The following is a 21,048-nucleotide window of genomic DNA, read 5'->3' as shown; positions in this document are numbered from 1 at the left end:
TTTTTGACTGTATTGCCTTTCTATCTGTCGCTTAATTTAAGTTAAAGGTTAAATGCATTTTGTAGAAAATGAGACGTCAGTATTGGATATGTGAGTAGTCAGGCCTTGTCCCAGTCTCGCTTTGTTGGCCAGTCGCGGTTGTTGCTTTCTATCTAGTTGTTTTTTTGATTAGAAAGGATAATTTGGGTTGCTATAACGTCTAAAATGGGAAGGTTTTTGAAGTTTTCGTAAAAAAAAGAAAGTAATTTAAATTAAATATGATGTAGAAATGAGCAGAATGAATATTGAAACGTTCTTTTTTTTCATTTGTCGTTTTATTTAACTATCATCGAAATCGATTATTGCTGTTAAATTGAAATATATGACCTGAATATTGCCACGTTGCATTGTCTCAAAGACTTTGTATAGTAGCGCTGCACCCAGAGGGTGCTATCCTGCACAGGTGGTACATACTATCTGTTTCGTATCTTAAATTATTGTTTGATACAATGACGTGATTATTAATCGCGTCTTTTTTTTATTTAAAAAACAGATGTAGTGAAAATTTAATTGAGCTTTATGTAAATAATGTGTCTTTTGTATGGGTTGCAATTATTAGATTTATACGTAGAATGGCCTTTCGCCAAATCGTTATATAAACCCTTAGGGGTTTGCTTGTTACCGCAATCAAAGGACATCAATGGTTGTGGAGAACTAAAATGCAATTAGTTTGCAAATTTGTTCCAGGAAACGCAGTTTCTAGGGACGTGTTAGACTACATACTGTCGCCAGATGAATGCATCGGGCAGCTCTCGCGTACGCGCAATCTTCAGGATGTGCTCAGACAGCTACCAAAGCCTTTGTCTGATACTATCCCCCAGTCGGCTAAAAAAGACATCCACAGCCTACTATCTAACATCAAACAGCGCCTTGTTCGTGTAGAGTGGGTCGCGTTATCCTCTTTTGCACGTCGAACCCCGCTTTCAGATGCACAGCTTCAGGCTTACCCTGCGTTAAAAATGCGCGTCGATGAGTTTGCCTCCGAGCAACCCAAAAAAGTCGTCAAAGCGAACTACGATACAGTCACTGACGATGTACCTTTGGCACGCAACCTTAGTTTCACTCCCGTAGAACCTTCTCCGGATAAAAAAATTGTGGTCGAGTTTGCGGGCCAGTGGCCGAACAACGCTGCCTACCTCATGTTGTCGGAGACCGGCACTCAAAAAGAAAAAATCGCTAAACCACGCAAAGACTCCAGCAAAAATCACCGCAGCGTTTCAGTATTTAAAAGCCTAGAAGAAGAGCCAAGAAACCTATACCTAGCTATTCCCCTAAGTGGTTCTGCAACGCCTCTCAAACTTCTACTGGCAGAAAATGTTGAGCCAGTTGATTCCAGTGATGAAATGGACGAGTGGGATAATGTGTTGGTGCCTGTGGTTCCACTTTACTTCCTAACTGGAGAAAAGTCCGAAAAGTCTGCTGCTCGTCATATGTCAGGTTACATTTACGTACTTTGGAAAGATAAGGTATGGCGCGAGTTGGCCATTGATGAGAAAGGATACTTTTCAGACATCAATATTGACTATTACCGTAATGCACAACCAGAGAGCGCGAAACCTAAACGACACGCTGATATTCGTATTACTGACCCGGAGAGGGGCAGTCCATTTTCCTACGAGCCATTTCAAATACGCCAAAATGGAGAAGTAGTATCTGAAGGGATACTCAATGATGTCGGAGAAGTGCGCGTTTTTAACTTAACTGAAGAGGAAGTTGAAGTTGTGATGACTGATTATGACCCTCATGTTGTAGTGAAAGTTGAAACCATGCTTAGTCCATTCAAAGGTGCTAGCCAGACTCACCGAGAGGCAAGTGGTCGGGCTTTGCCGCATATCTGGATACCATACAAAATACTTGGTGAGCAACAAAGTGTCTCGCTCTATTATAGTGAGGATCAACTAAGCCCGGAGCAACTTACGGCATTTGAGTCTGACCCAAGTCAAGCGACTGAGCTAACTGATATGGAGTACTACAGCAGTGCTCAAAGCTTTAAAACAGGAGAGGGCGTTACAAGGGCCTTAGCGATACCAAAAGTTTCTCCAGAGCAGGTTAGCCAATATACCGTGATTGCCAGTCAGTTGGAGAAAACAATTGCGGGTGTTTACATAAATGGACCACTGAGTCCGTTAATCTTTGCCTATCCGAGCGACCCCATGGTTGATGAGTCTGACGATTATTTTGAGCTACGAGATACGAAAGGTGACTGGAGTCAGCGCACTTACTTAAGAGATTGTATGCCTAATGAGAAAGGTATTCGACATATTAAGTTTTCAGGTTGGTCTGCTGAGGTAAAAAATGTTGACTTGGTAAGAGGTTATCTAGGCCACAGCCGTCATCAACGTGACAATCAAACCGTTATTTTTAGCGATAAAAAATTGAGTGACTTGTTAGCCTATAAACCCTAATAAGCGCTGACTTGTCGATAAATAATATGTGGGCAGCAAGCTGCGCGCGTTAAGAATAAAAAGAGAAGACTATGAAAAAGCATTCAATCTTAACCTTGCTTGCCTTGGCTTTGCTGGCAGGGTGCAATGGTCAAGACACAGAGCCTAGCGAGCAGGCCAAAGTGGTCAAAGAGCAAAAGCCGCTTACTGTCGAAGAGAAGGTTGCGGCAAAAAATGCCCAGCAATGGGAAGATGGCCGAGTATATATCACAGAGCATAATTATGTGACTTACGATAAAGAAACCGGTAAACCGCGCTACTTTGTGTTTAAAGCCAAAGAATGGCCGCGAGAAGATCTCAATAACAAGGCGTCTTACGATTTACCGCGCGTGGTATTTCGCTGGAACAATGGTAATTACTCTTCTGATGATTTGTATGAGCAACGCGATAAAGTGTGGAGCATTAAAACCGATGGCACCGACCTTCGCTTGGTGGCCGATGAATTTAACGGTAAGGTTCGCTTGATGCGTATGTCGCCCAATAACCGTTATTTAGCCTTGGCCTATTCCGCTGAAGAAGGCATGTTTAAGGTGATTAAGGATCTTAAAACCGGTGAGTATGTTGAGCTTGGCCGCTCGCGCGGCTACCCCGAGTTTTTATGGGCAGAAGACAGCAGCTACCTCTATTATGTGGATAAATTTAAAGACTGGAAATACACCTTAAGTAGGGGTGAAAAGCAGCAAGTTGATACTAAGTTTAATGAATATTCAACAATTTATAATGGCAAGCGTGTGGTAGCCAATGAGTTTGGTGTGGCCGTGTATGATGAAGCCAAAGATAAGTTTCTATTTGGGGTTGGGGTTGATCCTGATAAAGATAATCTTGAAGACTATGAGTTTCGTAAGCGAAGTATTAGCCCTAAAGGTCGATATGTATGGGCTGAAACCCGTAAACAGCGCTATTTAATTGATGTGGAAAATAAAACTTTTCAATCAGAAGAAATTATCCCGCGAGAAATGGGCAAGCTACGCTATTTTGAGATTCTGGGTAAAGAGGCGAACTACATTCGCGAAGGTGCTGCTAGGGCGCTGATGAGTAAGTTATCTCAAGATAAGGAGCTAATTACCTACCAGAAATGGAAGCAAATAGGTACAGGGCATAGTGCAACGGGCTCATCGCTTTACAATGCGTTTGCTAATAATGGTAACTTTGTTAAAGGGGAGACATTATGAGTCAATCTACCTCAACTAATGTTATTCCATTAGAAGCTGAGTATTATTTATTTGGCGTGTACTTTACAGCGGAAGTAGATAGTAAAACCAATGAAAAGGCTTTTCCAAACTGGCACGCGCAAACGAGCTTAATCGATAACCAAGATATTACTAATGTCCGCCCTTTAGCTCGGGTGCCAATGATCAATATTACCGATAGCGCTAATCCCCAACTTTGGGCGACTCGCCATGATTTTAAGCTCAGCATGCTAGGTAGCGGTGAGCCAGATGATAGCGGTGTATTTGAGGCACTAAAACCTGAATCACCAGTTCATATCCTTGGCTCAGATATTGCCAACAGCGAAAAACGCGAACACACCTTTCGTTTTCCTCCGTTGCCACTGATTGCCTCACTGGCTGATTTAAGCGCAAAAGAGATCAGCGAGAAAATTACTCAGTTGGGCCAGAAGCTGAATAATAGCGAGGCCAAACTGACCCTGACTGAAATTAGCCCAGCTCAGCTTGCGCCTCCTTATAAAGCTGACGCTAGCGGCCAGCTAACGCCGGATCAGCAAACCTATAATGACTGGTATCAAAAGATCAGTGATGCCGAACAGCCGATTAAAGGCTTTGTCTTGCCTGTGGTGGCCAGTTGCGCTGTAGTTTTCTCAGACAAAGAGTATGAGGATGCAACGGTTAGCTTATATAAGTTCCAGATTATAGAGAAGGAAGGCACACAAGTAGGAGAGTACGTAAAAATCGGCGATAGCGTGCAAGCCGCTCTACCAAAAAATATAGACCAAGAAGATGCTAAGCAATACCCGTGCGCATTATTTCATCTTGATCCGGCTAAGTTTGAACAAGGCTTATACAGTATTCGCGTAGAGTTTATCCCTAGCAGTATGAAAGCCGAAGTACCGGATTTTATTCAACAAGCAAATGTTGAAAGTTATGAAGATGGTGCCGATACCATTTACACTTACGAACTGCGTGAAAAAATCACCTTTTCACCACAAACGCCATTGGGCCAGTTTGCCATCGTCAGCGGTGATATGATTTCACTCGAAGAGTCGCTGATGTATCAGTACCCACAGTACTTTACCCATATGAAACACTACCTCACAGGTAACCCGCAAGGAAAGTCGGCCAATACCCCAGCGGCGAGAAGTTTAGTACTATTGAAAAACATCCGTGATGCGTCTGCTCAACTTGGCGCGGGGCTAATGAGTGGCAGTTTACAAGAAACCCTAAACTCGGACGGAAGACAGGCGGTATTTAATAATGTCTCCAAATTGTATTGGGATGCGGTTAAATCGGATATGCCTGATGCGATGAAGGCCGCAGGGGAGCTCTATTACGGTGTATACAGTACCAAAGAGACCCTTGACAACTTGCGTAATTTGCATGATCCCGCCTTAGCAAACCTCGGTTGGAAAGCGCTGTTTAAAGACAAGGTATTTGATCGTCAAACCGCATTGGCAACGGCTGTATCATCTGTGATGGAATCTAGGCTTGGTAACCAACAAGTGGTCGCTGGTCGGGTGGTTCAGGCCTGGTTTAGCGGTGGAGCAACGTTAGGCATTAATGCGCTTAGTACCATAAACAGCGGCATTGACTTATACACCAAGGGTAAAGCTGTTCTTGAGATGGCGAAGAAGGCCAAAAGCGCCAAGCAAGGCATAGGCGAAGTCGCTTATGACTATCTAGATAAAATTCCTGTCTGGAATACCAGCCGAGAAAATCAGCAAGAGAAGATTGAGCAAGTACTCGAAAAAGCCAGAGCAGCGAGTGATGAGATCACAGCTACTATGGTCAATAATAGCCGCGGCGCAGGAATTAAAATTGAGTTTAATTTCAATTCTCGCAAAAGTGAGCTTGAACGGAACGCTCCGTTGTTTAGTCAGCTAGCAAGCGCTTTGGCTGAGGTGCTTGAAAGTGAATCTAACTTGAGGGTCGAGATTGAAGGCCACGCCTGTCAGGTTGATACCGAAGAAGCGAATATGAAGGTTTCTGCGGACCGTGCTAATTATGCTAAGCAGCTACTGATTGAGAGCTCGGATGTGTTTAAAGACAGGATCTCTGTGGCTGTATTTGGTGAGAGTAAGCCACTCTATATACCGAAAAAAGGCGAGAGCATTGACCGCAATAACCCTAATCTTCGCCAAAACCGTCGGGTAGAGATTCGAATTTACATGTCATCGTTGGATGTGTTATTTCACCCTAGCCGTTATGGCTCACAAGCAATGGAACGCTCTCGGTTAGCGCTAGAAACGGCCATGACGAAAGAAGACAAAGCCGAAGTCGAGCTACGCATGGCCATTTTTGAAGGCATAGTGGATGTCGCCTCTTATATCCCAGTCGTCGCTCCCGTTGCGCGAGGTATCTTGTTTGCTAAGGAAGCTGGCAATGCGCTGACGTCAGCCGTTAAGTTGATAGACAATGCCTTCTTAGACTCGTTTTTAACTGATCTCAACAAAAAGCACGATGTGGTGCGAGAGTTAGAGCGTCTGTCTAAGATTCATATGGAATTGTTGGCTGAGCTGAGAAATACCAACATAGAGTTAGAGTTCACATGCCACAGTTATAAAGAGTTGGTTGCTTATCTAGACAGTGAAAAGGCACAGAAAGAGTTGTTGAAACGCTACCAGCTCAGGGCACTAGCAATGAACGGCTTGATATTACTACTTGCGGATTTGGGCGTGCAAGCTAAGCACCGTTCCGACGTCAGTTTTAAAAACTTGGTTGAACGATACAAAGTTAAGCAATACATCGAGCAATATATACTCAGCGACAATTGGTCTGTTAAAACCATTAAAGGAACAACGCTTGCCGCCAACTGGAAAAACAGTTGTGACGTTCAGTACTACGACGAACTGGTCAAGAAGATGCCCGAAGGGAGCAGGTACATGCCACTACCGAGGCGAAGCCATTCAGTAGAGGGTTTTTATCCATACAGTTACATGCCCTTACACAGTACTCCAAAAGCGTCTGGTGCATTCAACCGAGTGTTTCCTGTTCAAACTGTCCTCTACGATCATCCCGAAGAGTCAATGTTTGACAACTTTGCTAAGTCATTTAACCCGCAGGTGTACGAGCTCAAGCAAGAGGCTATCGGTTACTGCCGAATATTGATTCAATCGGCGAGAAAAGCGCCAGAAGATAAGCCTTCGTGGGTAGCTTACCAAGATTGGATTAAGCAAGAGGATAATGAGTATGTTGGACCATACGATAAAGTCAAAGTGCAGGTAGTACTGAAACAACAGTATAATTCGCCATGTATCGTGACTATAGGTTGCGACAGGGTTGACGGCTATAATATTCAAGGCCCTGCGTTTAGCGATTGGATGTTGCCGATGAAGGCCAGTGAATTTGAGCAAAATCGTGAGATAAAAGCCTATTACGCTAGCCAAGGACTGGATGAAGACGGAGAGCTTATTGCAATAGAACACATTCCCTCCTATCGGTTTGGTGACGTGATGATCGACGGGCTAAAACCCATGACATCAAAAGCAAGATTGTTGTTAACCGATGCGCTAATTGGTATGGCAGCATCAGCAGAGGCTCGCACATATAAAGCCAGTTATAACTATGGTGAAACCGATTCCTTTACTCGCTATGTTGAGGCCGGCGGCTTTAAAAATATGCGTTACTCTCTGGCAATAAGACAGAAAGATGGCAAAAGTGCGTTTTATCTTCCTCTTGCATTTGAGGAAGGCAAAGCGATAAATGAAGAAAACGAAATTCAGGTTGGTGCGCTAAATAAGAGCAAATATGTCTTGCTGCAAACCAGTGTTGGTGAGAAAGATCTCCAACTGCGCGAGAGAGATTTGTTGGTTGAAAGTTTTACATTGAGAAGCGAGGAGGGAGGTAAGAATACTATCCCTGTGCTTCACGGAATTAAACAGCAGGTTGTTGCTATAGAAACACAAGCCTCTGGATTGAACTTTTTCAATGAGCGAAAGTGGTACGATTCAGCCGACAATATTCACCGCGATGGATTTAGTTGGGGTAATCGGGGTAAAGAAGACCCAGCCGCTATATACATGCTGCTTTTGGGAGAAAAGCACGAAAAAGACGTATATGACAGCATCAAAATGGATTGGCAATCGGTCAATATGTGTATGCAGTTAGATCTAGATGGTAATGATGGTAAGAAAGTAAAAGGTCCAATCTATTTTACCAAGATGCACCATGTTGGAGGGTTTGAACACTCTTCGGGTAAGTGGTCATTTAAAGCTTCTGCAAAAGTGGATACATTAAGTGATATGAACACCATGCAAGGATTTTTAGACCAAGCTATTACTAAGCTAGAGTCAGATAACGATCTTTCTCGTGGTAAGGACTATGCTGTGTATTGCATGCGTTTTGAGCTTGGATATGTCTCTCCAACAGGGGTTAACCTAAAGGGTTTAAGACCCTTTGGCAAAGTCATTGGCGGTAAATACAACCTAGAGCTATCGGTGGCTCACCTTAAACAGGTCGGCTTAGTTGGGGGCGAAGATTACGATAAAAACCGAGATTTGGTGGTTTCTATCCCTTCTTTGCGCGATGACACTGCTTTGGCTGGAAATTATTTTGAAAACATGCCATGGCTGGTGACGAAAGAGTTGTCTTCTGATGACTTAGATAAATCGGCCGCAGAAACATGGAAGAAATACGATGAAGCTCAGCGGAAGAAATGGCTCAAGGATTGGATTGAGAAACAACCGACAGTGGTACTAGCGCCAAAACCACTAGAAAAGTCTTTAGATAACTCAAACTAACCTAGAGTGCGCTGGAGATTTAGCCACTATCAAAAAGCCATTTCAGTAATGAAATGGCTTTTTATTTTGGTGTACTTGCAAAACTTGAGCTGACTTTAAACTTAATCTGCAGCGGAAATAAAGAGAAAACGATGAAAAAGTATTCAATATTAACTTTGCTGGCGTTGGCTTTGCTGACAGGTTGCAATGGCCAGGACACTGAACCAAGCGAGCAGGCCAGCGTAGTTAAAGAACAAAAAACGCTTACGGTCGAAGAGAAGATTGCGGCAAAAAATGCCCAGCAATGGGAAGATGGTCGCGTTTATATCACAGAGCACAACTATGTGACTTATGACAAAGAGACTGGCAAACCAAGTTACGCAATCTATAAAGCGAAAGAATGGCCTCGAGAAGATCTAAGCAATACGGAGTCATACGATTTACCTCGTGTAGTATTTCGCTGGGACAATGGTCGAAATGTTTCGAAAGATCATTACGATCAGCGCGATAAAGTCTGGAGTGTCAAAACTGATGGTACCGATCTTCGTTTGGTGGCCGATGAGTTTAATGGCAAGGTTCGACTGATGCGTATGTCGCCTAATAACCGTTATTTAGCACTAGCCTATTCGGCCGAAGAAGGCATGTTTAAGGTAATTAAAGACCTTAAAACTGGAGAGTACATTGAGCTTGGCCGCTCAAGAGGTTATCCGGAGTTTTTATGGGCCGAAGATAGTAGCTATCTCTACTATGTGGATCAATTTAAAGATTGGAAATATACCTTAGCGAGCGGTGAAAAGAAGGAAGTCGAAACTGAATTTAATGAGTACTCAACGATTTATAACGGTAAACGTGTAGTTGCCAATGAGTTTGGTGTGGCCGTGTATGATGAAACCAAAGATAAATTTCTATTTGGGGTTGGAATTGAACCAGATAAAGAAAATCTTCAAGACTACGAATTTCGTAAGAGAAGTATAAGTCCTGCAGGTCGCTACGTGTGGGGGGAAAGTCGAAAGTATCGTTATTTAATTGATGTGGAAAATAAAACGTTTATATCGGAGAAAGTGGTGGGGTATCAACCTGGTGAGTTCGATGGACTTGATGTATTGGGCAAAGATGCCAAGTATGCTCGTAGCAGTGGTGGCGCACAGGTTCTACTTTATAAACTCAATGACCAAAATCATATTGAAAGTTATTTAACTTGGAAGCAAACCGGTGGTACTGGTCAAAGTGCGACTGATTCATCGCTTTATAATGCTTTTGCAAACGATGGAGATTTTGTTAAAGGAGATAAGTTATGAGTCAATCTTCCGTAACCTAAGCTTTCGTTACTTGTCGAATATGATTTATTCGGTGCCGACCTTACTTTCCCCTAAGGTAATACAGATTTAGCAAAACAAAAAACCGCCAGAAATGGCGGTTTTTTTATGGCTTAAAGACTAAAAGCTGTTCGTTAACCCGCTGCGGAAATATCGTACTTCTTCATCTTGTGGCTCAACGTGCTGACGGGCAGTGAGAGCTGCTCTGCAGCGCGTTTTATTTGCCAGTTTGATGCATTCAGGCAATCAAGGATGACGGTCTTCTCATACTCTCCTACGGCTTCTTTAAGGCCTCTAGAATAGTCTGCTTGTTCCGCTGCATCTTGCTGCACACTCTCAACGACAGGCTGTTGCATCACCTCAACCATAGCAGGTGTCGTCTGATGAGCTTCAGCAAGTGCTGCCGCTTCTCCAAACTCTATCTGGCTTATGGTTTCGAAGTCAGAAAGCAACAGGGCTCGCTCGACGATGTTTTTTAGCTCACGAACGTTACCAGGGTATGAGTACTCCTGAAGCTGCTTTTGCACGTTTGCACTAAACCCAGGAGCCTGTGAAAGGCCCAAGTTAGATGCGCTTTGCTTCACGAAGTGTTCGGCTAGTGGCAAAATGTCAGCTTCGCGCTCGCGTAACGGAGGGAGCGTTATCGGGAATACATTCAGACGATAGAACAAGTCCGCACGGAATTCACCATTCTTGATTTTATCCATCAAATGACAATGCGTAGCGGCAACAACGCGAACATCCACTTCGACTTCCTTGCTGGCACCCACCGGACGCACTTTACGCTCTTGCAAAACACGTAATAGCTTAGCTTGAAGCAACAATGGCATGTCGCCAATCTCATCGAGGAATAAGGTTCCACCATGAGCCGCTTCAAACAAACCTATTTTGTCTTTGTCTGCACCGGTAAATGATCCTTTTTTATGACCAAACAGCTCAGATTCAAGTAGCTGTTCCGGTATGGCAGCACAGTTCTGGACGATTAACGGCTGATCCGCGCGGTTCGAGTTTTCGTGAATATACTTCGCGATAACCTCTTTACCTGCGCCTGTTTCACCTCGTAGTAGAACGTCTACTGGAAGTGTCAGTACCTTCTCTAAACGACGTAGCACTTCGAGCATCTGTTCACTTTCCGCAATCGGGCCTTTGTAGTGGCTTTGTTTGCGTTGTTTGAGATGTTGGTTTTCGCGTACTAGAGCTGCGTTATCGGCGCTCAAGCTTTTAATCATATGGCCGTATTCTTCAAGCCAGACTGCTTGTCGAATACTGTTTGCTGCCATATTGCAAAACGCTGTTAGAGCCGACTCATTATCAATTACGCTCAAGTCGAATAGAGCTAATAGACCAATAGTCTTACCGCTGTCGTCAACGAGTGGCCAAGCGAGCAGGTTGGCGCTTTTAATGCCAAGCGCTAGCTCTGTCTCATAGACAGCTTCACAATCGTAACCGTTGTACTGATACAGCTCGTTAATCAAGACAACCTCGCCATTCTGTATTGCGTAGTTGAATGGATCTGTTTGGCTGGTTTGTTCAAACGATAGAGGTTGCCATGGATGAGAGGTGAGAGCCTGCTCATTATGGTGAACAATGCTTGGAATCAATGCCTGACCAGTTTGATCGAGAACGTAGATGATGCCATGTTTGGAAAACGTCATCTGACGCGCTGCTGTGAGCACCGCGTCCAAAGTTTGCGCAAGCTGAGTACGATCAGCCAGAGACTGGCTGATCGCTAAAAGCGCGTTACTCAGATCGTTCTGATTAGCTGAACGCATAAGATAGCGTTCCTTGCTCATCGACAGATACAGTGATCTGACTGTGCGACTCATCCTTGTCGTGCACTAACAGTTGTGTCGATAGCTGAGGGAGTAACTGACGGTTGATTACCGCATCGATGTTACGTGCCCCTGTTTCCGCTAAGCGACAGTTGCCAAGTACGAATTCGACTAAGGTATCGTCGTAGTTCAACGACAGTTTGTGATGGCTTTGAAGACGCTCAGACACTTTACCCAATTTGTGGTGGATGATGTCTGTCATTGCTTCGTCAGACAGAGGAACAAACGGCAACACAGACATACGAGCGAGTAGTGCTGGTTTGAAGTGTTGGTTCAGCGTCGGACGAATAGCTTCTGCAATCACGCCAGCATTGATGTCTTTCGACTGCTGTACCAGTGACTCAATCTCATGAGTCGCAAGGTTACTTGTCATGATGATTAAGGTGTTCTTGAAGTCGATAGAACGGCCTTCACCGTCGTTGAGTGTGCCTTTATCAAATACTTGATAGAAAAGGTTAAGTACTTCTGGATCTGCTTTTTCAACTTCATCCAAAAGAACAACAGAGTATGGACGTTGACGTACTGCTTCAGTCAGCATGCCGCCTTCGCCGTAACCTACATAGCCCGGAGGAGAACCAATCAGACGTGACACTGTGTGTTTCTCTTGGAATTCAGACATGTTGATGGTGGTCATAAAGCGCTCACCGCCGAACAGCTGATCTGCAATAGCGCGTGCCGTTTCTGTTTTACCGACACCACTTGGGCCGACAAGCAAGAACACACCAGTTGGAGCGTCAGGGTTGCCTAGACCAGCTTTCGCTGTTTGAATGCCTTCTGCCAGAGCATCGATCGCATACTCTTGGCCTTTGATGTTGCTGGTTAAGCTGTCTTTTAGCTTTAGAGTTGTTTCTGCTTCGTCTTGAAGCATTTTACCCATTGGGATGCCAGTCCAGTCAGAAATTACATGACTTACTTCATCTGGGCCAACTTCGAAATGTACAAGTGGATTGCTGCCGCGAATGGCATCAAGTTGTTCCTGACAAGCTGCAATGGCGATGCGTACCGATTCTTCGTCCATTTCTGCATAAGGTGAGGTTTTCGCTTCTTCGCCTTCTTCCTCAGTTTCTGCAACTTCAATCTCTTCCCCAGAAACTAGCTCATGAAGGCGAGTACGCAACGCGATCATCTCTTCGATTTGCTCTTTCTCGTTTTTCCATTGTGCTTGTTGGACTTCTAGCTCAGCTTGTGTTTTCTCCATCGCTACTTTTAGATCTGGGATAGACGCTAGGCTGTGCTTGTCGCCAGTTTGCTGAAGCTGGTCACGCTCAAGGGCTTCAAGTTCGCGAGTTTGAGCTGCAAGCTCTTGCTGCAATGTTTCAACTGAAGCTGGTACCGCATTTAGGCTGATGTTTACGCGGGCACAAGCTGTATCCAGAACATCGATGGCTTTGTCCGGTAGTTGGCGACCTGAAATGTAACGAGCAGAAAGTGCGGCTGCGGCAGTGATGGCATCATCACGAACGTAAACGTTATGAGATTTTTCATAAGCAGGGCGTAGGCCACGAATAATCAGAGCTGCTTGCTCAGGTGATGGCTCATCCAGTTTAACCAGTTGGAAGCGTCGAGCTAAGGCAGGATCTTTCTCGAAGTATTTCTTATATTCAGACCAAGTTGTCGCTGCGATTGTTTTTACTTCACCGCGGGCGAGAGCTGGTTTTAGTAGGTTTGCTGCGTCACTGCCGCCTGCTTGGTTACCACCACCGACAAGCGTATGTGCTTCATCAATGAATAGAATGATTGGTGTTGGCGAATTTTTCACTTCGTCTAGAACGGCATTCAAACGCTTCTCGAATTCGCCTTTTACGCTCGCACCAGCCTGAAGTAGGCCCATATCTAAGCCATAAAGTTCAACACCCTTCAGATTATCAGGCACTTCACCTTGGACGATTTTAAGTGCTAGTCCTTCAACGACAGCAGTTTTACCAACACCTGGTTCGCCGACTGCGATAGGGTTGTTTTTACGACGACGAGCAAGGATATCGACGATTTGACGGATTTCCTGATCACGACAGAATACAGGATCGATCTCACCTTTACGTGCTTTGCCAGTAAAGTCTGTTGTGAATTTACTCAGCGCAGAACCGTCTTCACGTGCTTGTGTCTTTTCAGAAGTCGCAACCTGCGCTTCAAGAGATTGGCTGGTAAGTTCACCAAAATTGCGTTTTAGGCTGTCTGGATTGACGCTTTCAAGAATCGCGGCGTATCCGTGCTGACCATAGCGTAGAGGGTTACTCACTAAAGTAAGTAGCAGCGCGCCTGAACGGATCTGTGTTTGAGATAAGTCTAGTGAAGATACTAGCCAGCTTTCTTGTAACCATTCGATCAATAAAGCAGAAAATACAGGTTTGCCACCGTTACCTGTTGGGCTTGTATCTAAAGTAGAGCGAATCGATTGGCGTAAAATGTTTTCCGAACAGTCAAAGTGTGCAAGTAGAACATCAAAATCGCTGTTTGGTCTTTCTAGTAGACTTAAAAGGAAGTGTTCAATTTGAACTTCGTTGGCCTTTTCTGATACAGCCAAAGCTGCGGCGTCTTCTAGCGCGACTTTTGCGATAGGGTGCAGACGTTGAATTAATGAAGATAGATTAATATTTATCATTGTCTTTATCGAGCTTATGGTTTGTTTAAAATTGGCTCGAATTATACTAAATAATAAAAGTCATTTTTTTTGCCTAGCTATTTTGACAGGCTTTTTATGGTTGTTTGTTATCCGATATTGAATAGATTAAAACCCTATTGTTTATATGTGGCGGTCAGTATGATTATTGTTTTAGTTATTATGTCTTAAATGCCCGTTAATAACGCTTTTTTCAGTCTTTTGTCATCCGTTGTTTTATCAAGATTTATAAGTAACAATTAATTGTTTTCGATCGACAATAACTTGTTTAATTTTACAATTTATTGAATTGATAAATTGCGCTAATTACAACATTAAAATCATAAGTTGTTGAAAAATAATGATTTAAAAGTTGGCACGGTGTTTGTATTAAGCTAATCGGGTCGCGGTAATAAGCGATTTGGTGAATTTAAATAAATAGAAATTTTTTAGAAGGAATATAAGATGCCAACTCCTGCGTATATGTCTATCACGGGCGAAACTCAAGGCGATATCACAAAAGATGCTTACTCAGCTGATTCAGTTGGTAACTCATGGCAAGAAGCACACGTTGATGAGTTTCTAGTTCAAGAACTTGATCACGTACTAACTATTCCACGTGATCCACAAAGTGGTCAGCCAACAGGTCAACGTGTTCACAAGCCTGTAATCGTAACTAAGGCACAAGACTGCTGTTCACCACTTCTATTCAACGCACTAGTTTCTGGTGAAAAACTACCTGAGTGTAACATCAAGTTCTACCGTACTTCAGTACAAGGTAAGCAAGAGCACTACTACACAATCAAACTAATTGATGCTCTTCTAGTTGATATGCAAACTCGTATGGCTCACTGTCAAGATGCTGCTACTTCTGACCGTGTAACTGAAGAAGTATTGAGCTTCACTTACCGTGCAATCGAAGTTACTCACGAAGTAATGGGTAAAGGCGGTAACGACGACTGGCGTGCTCCACGCGAAGCGTAAGATTTTCTTACCGAACGCTAAGGGCCAACCTATGTTGGCCCTGATCTTATTATTTGTATCAGGTAAAAGGTATGACGATTGACGTAGAATTTAAATTTGAAGTTCAGGGTAGTGGCCATGAATTTCGTGTTGAAAGTTTTCAAGTGACTGAAGAACTGTCGAAACCATTTCAAGTCAGCCTCTCATTACTTTCACTTGATGCTGATATTACGTTCGACGAACTTATTCGCAAACCAGCATTACTGACATTGTTTGGTCAGGGTGTTGGTTCTGCTCGTTTGTTCCACGGCGTAGTAAATGAGGTACGATTCCTTGGCTCTGGCCGCAGATTCTCGCGCTACCAGATTATCCTTGTTCCACAGATGTGGTTTATGACCCAACGCCAAGATTGCCGAATTTTCCAGAATTTAGCTGCACCAGACATCATTTCTCAGGTGCTAGACGATGCCTCTGTCACCGATTACCGTCTTGACCTTTCTGGTGTTTATCCTCCTAAGGAATATGTGCTTCAGTACCGTGAAAGCGACAGTAACTTTGTTCAACGTATGCTTGCTGAGCATGGTATGTGGTACTACTTCGAGCATACAGAAGGCAACCACACAATGGTCATTGTTGATAGCAATGACGCGATTCCAGAGCTGTTAAGTACACCGCTGAACGCATCCTACATAGGTCCAGTGGTGTATCACTCGGATGACGGCGGCGTGGCTGACCGTGAACATATCTTTGACCTTGCAGCGATCAACCGAGTTAGAACCGGTAGTACAACATATACCGACTACAACTATGAACAACCTAAGATCCCTCAGGAAATGTCTAGTGATGGTCCTTTAGATCAAGATCTTAAGCAGTTTGACTACCCTGGTCGTTATGTTGACCCTGCAATGGGACAAGTCCGTGCGTCAGAGTGGATTGCTGATCATCAGGTAGAAAATCAGCAGATTGAAGCGGCGTCTAACATCATGAGAATGGTGCCGGGTTACAGCTTTAATATTGGTGAGCACCCACGTAGCGCGATTAACCGTGATTACACTATGTTGTCAGTTATTCATAGTGGTCATGACCCTCAGGTACATGAGGATGAAAACAGCGGCTTGCCAACTACTTATCAGAACCAGTTTATCTGTATCCCACGTGATGTGATTTTCAAAGCACCTAAACTGCCAGCACCTATGGTTGATGGTCCTCAGACCGCGGTTGTTGTTGGCCCTGCGGGCGAAGAAATCTACACGGATAAACTTGGCCGAATCAAGGTTCAATTTCATTGGGACAGATACGGTAACAATGATGAGCATGCTAGCTGCTGGATTCGTGTCAGCCAATCAATGGCAGCCCCAACTTGGGGTGCCGTTTATCTGCCGCGTATTGGGCACGAAGTTGTGGTTACCTTCCTTGAGGGAGACCCAGATCGTCCACTAGTAACAGGCGCGGTATACAACGGTCTACATTACCCTCCTTACTCATTGCCTGAGAATAAAACGCGTACGACATTCCGAACTCAGACCCATAAGGGTACGGGTTACAACGAGATGAGCTTCGAAGACGAAGCAAATCAGGAAGAAATCTACTTCCATGCTCAAAAAGATATGTCGACGAAGGTGCTTAATAACCGTTACCGCGATATCGGCCAGGATGAGTTTCTGAAAGTAGGGCGCCATCAGACAAACGAAGTTCACGGTGATCACAAAGAAACCATCGACGGCCATAAAACGACTCAGGTGAACAGCACGTTTACTGAGACCGTTGAACAAGATGTCACGGTTACTTACAACGCAAACCAAACTCAATCGGTTAAGAATAACTCGACACTTGAAATTGGCGACAATCGCTCAACTAAGATCGGCAAAAACGACGATCTAGACGTTGGTGAAAACAGTAACCTGACTGTCGGTGCTTCTCGTTCTGCTGATATTGGTGCTGATGATAATCTAACAGTCGGTGGCAACCTTACGGTTTCTGTGAAAGGAAACACCTCATACAAAGCAGATGCCGCAACACAGGTTATCAGTGGTGACAAAATCGTACTGAAAACAGGTGGCTCTTCTTTGGTTATGAACAGTGATGGAAGTATCAAGCTTTCCGGTTCTTCCATCACAGTTGAAGGCAGCGACAAAGTTGTGATTAAAGGTGGCAACGTAGCGATTAACTAATGAAACAACACAAACACCTAGAACAATTTGAACAACAAACCCAGCAAGCCGAGCAATCGGCTTGCTTTTCCCGTTTTGGCACCATAGTAGATTTTAACGAAACTCAAGACAGTGTCAGAGTCGACTTTGAAGGCAACCCATTCGGACAACCTCTGTCAGCAAGACTGGGGCGTGGCTTTAGAAAATCTGAGCTTCAGTTGGCGATAGATAATAAGTTGAATTGTCGTATTGAATTCATTAATCAGGACATCAGCTTACCTGTAGTCACTGATGTTTTCTTCTCAATGCTCGATGATGGGAATGAGCTTGTTATTCGCGCAGAGAAAATGACGATAGAAACGTCTCAAGAGTTGATTGTGAAAAGTGGCGAGACTCAAACTCGCTACAGCGGCAGAGATGGGCGAATAACTACACAAGCTAAGTACGTGACCTCTCAAGCCGAAAAAGCACAGAAGATTCAAGGTGGAACGATTGCCATCAACTGATCGAACATGCAGATAAACTATGAGACAACGAATTACCAAAGAACAGCTTAGCTCTGCGTTAACCAACGAAGATCTTGCTGAAGCGATAGAAACATTAGACGCAGAAATTGCCCAGCTGGTCGAGCTAAATCCAACGTGGCTCGAATTCTGTCGCGAAAAATCCGCAATCGCCATTGAATCACTGTCTTTTCTTTTCAGGCAATGGGTGAGGTTACATCGAAAAGGTTACCCTTCGAGTTCACAAGATTACCTGCGTTTGGTTGAACGTCAGATGCGAGATGTGAAGCAAGTTTATATTGCATTCTACCGATTAAGTCCCGGGTTGGTGTATGAACTAAAAGACTCTGCACCAGAGCTTTTTATTTGGCTGATGCTTGAACCTGAGTTTGAGCAGGAGCGTCACCACCTGCTCGCAGCAATCAAAACTGCTGAAACTATCGATTCTAAAGACGCGACATTGCTAATCCTACACTCCAAGTTAGCGCACCTTGACATTACCTTAGCTCGACTTATTGAAGGGAAGGTGTCTGCCAGCCAGTTATGTTTTGACTTAATGAGCTTACGTCAGACATTAAGTATTGGTCTTGCCAAGCATTGGATGAAAGAAGAAGCACTGAAAGAGCAAGATGTACATCCTGTTCTGGCCAAGTTCGATGTTGAAGACAGCGTTGAGTGGATCAATGAAATCCAAAACGACGAAAAATACCTGTTTGAGTTGCTACTTTGTAAGCATGACCGTGGTACTTGGTTTAGAAAACGTTTTGGTGTTCAAGAAGAAGATTTACCAAGTGAGTACGTCATAACCTTTGCGAAGCTTTTGGAATTGGTTGAGTTCAACCAGTTTGACCCTAGTAAAGATATGGCTCCGATTCAGATGGTGCTGACTGGCAAACCAGAGTGGATCTTAGCTGCTTTAGATCATGTAATGACGCTTGACGAAGAGCAGGGCGAGGAGTGGCTGTTCGCTCTCGATGTTGTTTATGGCGAGCGCTTCCCTCTTAATCCTCATGAATTGGGTGTTGAGTATGAATGGGAAGAAGCCATCGCTTCACTTGAGGATTGGCGTGATTCCAACGAGCACAACGTGAACAAGTCGATGCGATTAGGTGAGGCTCTGACGTTTGAATCGACTATGCGTGCAATGACTAACGCACGAATTCCAGAGCATTATCGAACGTGGATATGGAGACATTTGTGTATTCATGGCCGCGTCTACATTCCATGGGAATGGTCCATGCCAGCGGTGCAGCAAGATTGGTTGTTTAGCAAAGTATCAGATCAACCTGCTGCTATCGAGCGATTTAACCTAAGGAATCAGAATGCAACTGTGGGATATTGAACAAGCAACAGACCTGCTGGTGAAAGGTCGCTTTCAACGTGATGAAAATGGTCATGAAGTCTGGGTTCTTACGGCTAAGCGCCAGTGGAACCTTAATGAAAAAGTGTGGGAAGAGGTTCCGGCCGAAGAAATCTACGATGACCCGATCTACCTTGGTGAGCCAGGTTTATCTGCGATGAAAGTTGACCATGAGTTTCCTGTCTCTAAACAAAACACTGATGTTTTGGTTTACGGTAAAGCTCGTGCTTATGCCAAACGTCCGGTGACTTATCACGAGTGCAGAATACTTATCGATAATCACATTGATAAAAGTATTGCCGTGCACGGTGAGCGACAATGGGTACAGCATGGCGGAAGTGTGACGGTTTCTCACCCCAAAGCTTATGTCGAGGCTGAGATTGACCACTCTAGGGCTTTAGGTGGTGATGAGAGAAACCGTGTCGGTTCTGGTATTGCAAAAAGCAGTGAAGAATTATTAGCCAGACCCGTTCCATCGGTTTTCTTTCCTAATGAAGAGTGGGCGCCGAACACCAAGCCTCTGAGAGTTGCTGGCCTTGGACCTATTCCTCCATTTTTTTCAGAAAGAACGCGATACGCCGGCACATTTGATGAGCACTGGGAAGAGCATCGACGTCCACTGCTGCCTGAAGATTTTGACCGGAAGTTCTATCAATCGGCACCCGCTGACCAGCAGTGCGATGGTTTCTTAGAGGGGGGAGAACGGTTAATGATGAGTGGATTTTCTCATGATGACGTGTTTTCTTTCCGAATCCCCTCTGAGAAATTTGTGGCGATTGCAGATTTCGGTGACGAAAAGCTTAGTGCTCCAATGCCAATGTACACTGTGTTTATCGATACAGAAGAAAAACGTCTTACGATCAGCTATACCGCCTCTTTCCCGTGTCAGGCGAAAGAGCACCTTCTGGTTTCCTCAACAGTTTCAAAAGCGGAGAAAGCGCATGAGTAATGTTTACGGTCGATACGTACTGGATGTGGATGTCCTGACCCCAATGGGGATGAATCTGGATATTTCTCTCGCCGTGGCTCAAGCTGACTTAGCGCGTTTTAATCAGCACGAAGCAGAAAATGGCGTGGATAAATTCACTTATGCTAAAGCTGATTATATTAAAGCAGAGGATAAGCAGGAAAGAGTAGTGGAAATGGTGGATACGTTACTTTCTTCCATGCTGAATAAACTGCCTAAAACACTAAAACCAGTTCCTGTCATTCTGTCTGTACCCGGGTCAGTGGAAAATAGCTACTTGTTGAAATGGGTAGAAGAAAGTGCTCACGCTAAGTGGTTGTCCAAAATTGAGGTTTCTAATTCAGGCGGTCCTCGCTTTATTAATGAATCGTTAGGCATGCTTAACCAACAAGACGCCGTTATTTGTATTGCAGTTGATTCGTTATTTTCAGAGTTAGAAAGCCTTATTTCAGACCAGAAAGTGATGGGGAGTCAAAACCCCTGGGGCTTGATCCCTAGTGAAGGGGGGGCAGGTGTCATTTTAACTAAGAAGAATATTGTTGAGACACTTAAGCTGAAGCCGATTGCCACCCTGGAATATTTCCTCGCTGAGTGGAATACGACTGATCGTAGAGGCATGATGCGCTTAGTTCGAAAAGCAGCAAGTACTTTTGAGCAACTAGGGCGGGTTTATTCAGACATGAATAATTCTCGTGATAATACCGAAGATTACGGTTTTGCACTGGGTGCTCGAGCGGAAAAATTTACTAACCCTCAACAACCCACGTTAATCAATGACTTGTGGGGAACGATAGGTCAGGCGTCCGCATTGGCAATACTGTGTAGCTTTACACAAATGCATCGTTCATCAGAACCAGCTTCTATCTTCATGTACGGTTTGAACGGTGATCGTGGCTTATTAAGAGCTTCTTTGTGTGACTACGAGTAACAAACTCAATACTGCTCCACAATGCGTTAATATTAATTAATAAAATTATATTTAAGC

12 protein-coding genes are annotated in these 21,048 nt (G+C 44.2%); 10 read left to right on the top strand and 2 right to left on the bottom strand.

Annotated features, from left to right (window positions below; genetic code table 11):
- The first annotated feature begins 698 nt into the window (after positions 1-698).
- The 4 genes from VIC_RS16360 to VIC_RS16345 all read left to right on the top strand — a co-directional run bounded on the left by VIC_RS16360 (position 699) and on the right by VIC_RS16345 (position 9,674).
- Positions 699-2,444, top strand: a complete 1,746-nt coding sequence (locus VIC_RS16360) for a hypothetical protein (RefSeq protein WP_006961158.1) — start codon at positions 699-701, stop codon at positions 2,442-2,444.
- 71 nt (positions 2,445-2,515) lie between these two features.
- Positions 2,516-3,655 carry a beta-propeller domain-containing protein gene (locus VIC_RS16355; RefSeq protein WP_006961157.1) on the top strand — a complete coding sequence of 380 codons (1,140 nt, stop codon included), beginning with the start codon at positions 2,516-2,518 and terminating at the stop codon, positions 3,653-3,655.
- Positions 3,652-8,397 carry an OmpA family protein gene (locus VIC_RS16350; RefSeq protein WP_006961156.1) on the top strand — a complete coding sequence of 1,582 codons (4,746 nt, stop codon included), beginning with the start codon at positions 3,652-3,654 and terminating at the stop codon, positions 8,395-8,397. Before VIC_RS16355 ends, VIC_RS16350 begins: the two co-directional genes overlap by 4 nt.
- Before the next feature lie 131 nt (positions 8,398-8,528).
- Positions 8,529-9,674, top strand: coding sequence for a lipoprotein (locus tag VIC_RS16345; protein ID WP_006961155.1), 1,146 nt, complete (start codon positions 8,529-8,531; stop codon positions 9,672-9,674).
- A 152-nt stretch (positions 9,675-9,826) separates the two neighbouring features.
- Here VIC_RS16345 and VIC_RS16340 read toward each other — a convergent pair whose 3' ends face one another.
- Both VIC_RS16340 and tssH read right to left on the bottom strand, forming a co-directional pair.
- On the bottom strand, positions 9,827-11,464 hold the full coding sequence (locus tag VIC_RS16340) for a sigma-54-dependent Fis family transcriptional regulator (protein WP_006961154.1): 1,638 nt from the start codon (positions 11,462-11,464) through the stop codon (positions 9,827-9,829).
- Positions 11,451-14,123: a type VI secretion system ATPase TssH gene (gene tssH / locus VIC_RS16335; protein WP_039952115.1), complete on the bottom strand. Its 2,673-nt coding sequence runs from the start codon at positions 14,121-14,123 to the stop codon at positions 11,451-11,453. Before tssH ends, VIC_RS16340 begins: the two co-directional genes overlap by 14 nt.
- 462 nt (positions 14,124-14,585) lie before the next feature.
- On the opposite strand from tssH, the gene VIC_RS16330 reads away from it, so the two are divergent.
- The 6 genes from VIC_RS16330 to VIC_RS16305 all read left to right on the top strand — a co-directional run bounded on the left by VIC_RS16330 (position 14,586) and on the right by VIC_RS16305 (position 20,991).
- Positions 14,586-15,104 (top strand): Hcp family type VI secretion system effector, encoded by a 519-nt coding sequence (locus VIC_RS16330; RefSeq protein ID WP_006961152.1) that lies wholly within the window; start codon positions 14,586-14,588, stop codon positions 15,102-15,104.
- A 71-nt stretch (positions 15,105-15,175) separates the two neighbouring features.
- A complete protein-coding gene (locus VIC_RS16325) occupies positions 15,176-17,254 on the top strand; it encodes a type VI secretion system Vgr family protein (protein ID WP_006961151.1) in 2,079 nt (692 codons plus the stop codon).
- Complete coding sequence (locus tag VIC_RS16320; protein ID WP_006961150.1) at positions 17,254-17,739, top strand: hypothetical protein; 486 nt, start codon at positions 17,254-17,256, stop codon at positions 17,737-17,739. The genes VIC_RS16325 and VIC_RS16320 overlap by 1 nt, the downstream gene beginning before the upstream one ends.
- Positions 17,740-17,758: 19 nt before the next feature.
- Complete coding sequence (locus tag VIC_RS16315) at positions 17,759-19,078, top strand: hypothetical protein (protein ID WP_006961149.1); 1,320 nt, start codon at positions 17,759-17,761, stop codon at positions 19,076-19,078.
- Complete coding sequence (locus VIC_RS16310; protein WP_006961148.1) at positions 19,059-20,045, top strand: DUF2169 family type VI secretion system accessory protein; 987 nt, start codon at positions 19,059-19,061, stop codon at positions 20,043-20,045. Before VIC_RS16315 ends, VIC_RS16310 begins: the two co-directional genes overlap by 20 nt.
- Positions 20,038-20,991 (top strand): hypothetical protein, encoded by a 954-nt coding sequence (locus VIC_RS16305; protein WP_006961147.1) that lies wholly within the window; start codon positions 20,038-20,040, stop codon positions 20,989-20,991. Before VIC_RS16310 ends, VIC_RS16305 begins: the two co-directional genes overlap by 8 nt.
- Positions 20,992-21,048 lie beyond the last annotated feature (57 nt).

This window comes from Vibrio coralliilyticus ATCC BAA-450 (genome assembly GCF_000176135.1).
Taxonomy (GTDB): domain Bacteria; phylum Pseudomonadota; class Gammaproteobacteria; order Enterobacterales; family Vibrionaceae; genus Vibrio; species Vibrio coralliilyticus.
The sequence above is the reverse complement of the archived record's forward strand: the minus strand, read 5'-3'. Positions and strand labels throughout refer to the sequence as shown.